1 rRNA gene is annotated in these 2950 nt (G+C 52.5%); it reads left to right on the top strand.

What is annotated here, in order from left to right:
- Window positions 1–149: 149 nt before the first annotated feature.
- Window positions 150–2950, top strand: a 23S ribosomal RNA gene (locus AAIE04_RS25000); the annotation flags it as partial.

The following is a 2950-nucleotide window of genomic DNA, read 5'->3' on the forward strand; positions in this document are numbered from 1 at the left end:
TTGCTCTTTAACAATCTGGAACAAGCTGAAAATTGAAACATGACGGCTGAAATTTGTCCCTCCGTAGATGTACTGGGATGAAGAGTAACCTGTCATAGAGTCTCTCAAATGTTTGCAGCGCGAACGATGGAAACATCTTCGGGTTGTGAGGTTAAGTGACTAAGCGTACACGGTGGATGCCTAGGCAGTCAGAGGCGATGAAGGGCGTGCTAATCTGCGAAAAGCGTCGGTAAGGTGATATGAACCGTTATAACCGGCGATACCCGAATGGGGAAACCCAGTGTGTTTCGACACACTATCATGTCATGAATACATAGTGGCATGAGGCGAACCGGGGGAACTGAAACATCTAAGTACCCCGAGGAAAAGAAATCAACCGAGATTCCCCCAGTAGCGGCGAGCGAACGGGGAGGAGCCCAGAACCTGAATCGGCTTGTGTGTTAGTGGAAGCGTCTGGAAAGTCGCGCAGTAAAGGGTGATAGCCCCGTACACTAAAATGCACAGGTCGTGAGTTCGATGAGTAGGGCGGGACACGTGACATCCTGTCTGAATATGGGGGGACCATCCTCCAAGGCTAAATACTCCTGACTGACCGATAGTGAACCAGTACCGTGAGGGAAAGGCGAAAAGAACCCCGGCGAGGGGAGTGAAATAGAACCTGAAACCGTGTACGTACAAGCAGTGGGAGCACCTTCGTGGTGTGACTGCGTACCTTTTGTATAATGGGTCAGCGACTTATATTTTGTAGCAAGGTTAACCGTATAGGGGAGCCGTAGGGAAACCGAGTCTTAACTGGGCGATTAGTTGCAAGGTATAGACCCGAAACCCGGTGATCTAGCCATGGGCAGGTTGAAGGTTGGGTAACACTAACTGGAGGACCGAACCGACTAATGTTGAAAAATTAGCGGATGACTTGTGGCTGGGGGTGAAAGGCCAATCAAACCGGGAGATAGCTGGTTCTCCCCGAAAGCTATTTAGGTAGCGCCTCGTGAACTCATCTTCGGGGGTAGAGCACTGTTTCGGCTAGGGGGCCATCCCGGCTTACCAAACCGATGCAAACTCCGAATACCGAAGAATGTTATCACGGGAGACACACGGCGGGTGCTAACGTCCGTCGTGAAGAGGGAAACAACCCAGACCGCCAGCTAAGGTCCCAAAGTCATGGTTAAGTGGGAAACGATGTGGGAAGGCATAGACAGCCAGGATGTTGGCTTAGAAGCAGCCATCATTTAAAGAAAGCGTAATAGCTCACTGGTCGAGTCGGCCTGCGCGGAAGATGTAACGGGGCTAAACCATGCACCGAAGCTGCGGCAGCGACGCTTATGCGTTGTTGGGTAGGGGAGCGTTCTGTAAGCCGTTGAAGGTGGCCTGTGAGGGTTGCTGGAGGTATCAGAAGTGCGAATGCTGACATAAGTAACGATAAAGCGGGTGAAAAGCCCGCTCGCCGGAAGACCAAGGGTTCCTGTCCAACGTTAATCGGGGCAGGGTGAGTCGACCCCTAAGGCGAGGCTGAAAAGCGTAGTCGATGGGAAACAGGTTAATATTCCTGTACTTGGTGTTACTGCGAAGGGGGGACGGAGAAGGCTAGGCTAGCCGGGCGACGGTTGTCCCGGTTTAAGCGTGTAGGGGGTGTGACCTGGTAAATCCGGTTGCATACTAACCCTGAGGCGTGATGACGATGCACTACGGTGCAGAAGTAGTTGATGCCCTGCTTCCAGGAAAATCCTCTAAGCTCCAGGTAACATTAAATCGTACCCCAAACCGACACAGGTGGTCAGGTAGAGAATACCAAGGCGCTTGAGAGAACTCGGGTGAAGGAACTAGGCAAAATGGTGCCGTAACTTCGGGAGAAGGCACGCTGGCATGTAGGTGAAGTCCCTTGCGGATGGAGCTGAAGCCAGTCGAAGATACCAGCTGGCTGCAACTGTTTAATAAAAACACAGCACTGTGCAAACACGAAAGTGGACGTATACGGTGTGACGCCTGCCCGGTGCTGGAAGGTTAATTGATGGGGTCAGCCGCAAGGCGAAGCTCTTGATCGAAGCCCCAGTAAACGGCGGCCGTAACTATAACGGTCCTAAGGTAGCGAAATTCCTTGTCGGGTAAGTTCCGACCTGCACGAATGGCGTAATGATGGCCAGGCTGTCTCCACCCGAGACTCAGTGAAATTGAACTCGCTGTGAAGATGCAGTGTACCCGCGGCAAGACGGAAAGACCCCGTGAACCTTTACTATAGCTTGACACTGAACATTGAGCCTTGATGTGTAGGATAGGTGGGAGGCTTTGAAGCGTGGACGCCAGTCTGCGTGGAGCCATCCTTGAAATACCACCCTTTAATGTTTGATGTTCTAACTCTGCCCCGTGATCCGGGGTGAGGACAGTGTCTGGTGGGTAGTTTGACTGGGGCGGTCTCCTCCCAAAGAGTAACGGAGGAGCACGAAGGTTAGCTAATCACGGTCGGACATCGTGAGGTTAGTGCAAAGGCATAAGCTAGCTTGACTGCGAGAGTGACGGCTCGAGCAGGTACGAAAGTAGGTCTTAGTGATCCGGTGGTTCTGAATGGAAGGGCCATCGCTCAACGGATAAAAGGTACTCCGGGGATAACAGGCTGATACCGCCCAAGAGTTCATATCGACGGCGGTGTTTGGCACCTCGATGTCGGCTCATCACATCCTGGGGCTGAAGTAGGTCCCAAGGGTATGGCTGTTCGCCATTTAAAGTGGTACGCGAGCTGGGTTTAGAACGTCGTGAGACAGTTCGGTCCCTATCTGCCGTGGGCGTTGGAAGATTGAGAGGGGTTGCTCCTAGTACGAGAGGACCGGAGTGAACGCACCACTGGTGTTCGGGTTGTCATGCCAATGGCATTGCCCGGTAGCTAAGTGCGGAAAAGATAAGCGCTGAAAGCATCTAAGCGCGAAACTTGCCTCAAGATGAGTCTTCCCTGGGCCTT

This window comes from Serratia sp. Ae19-1, assembly GCF_059801225.1.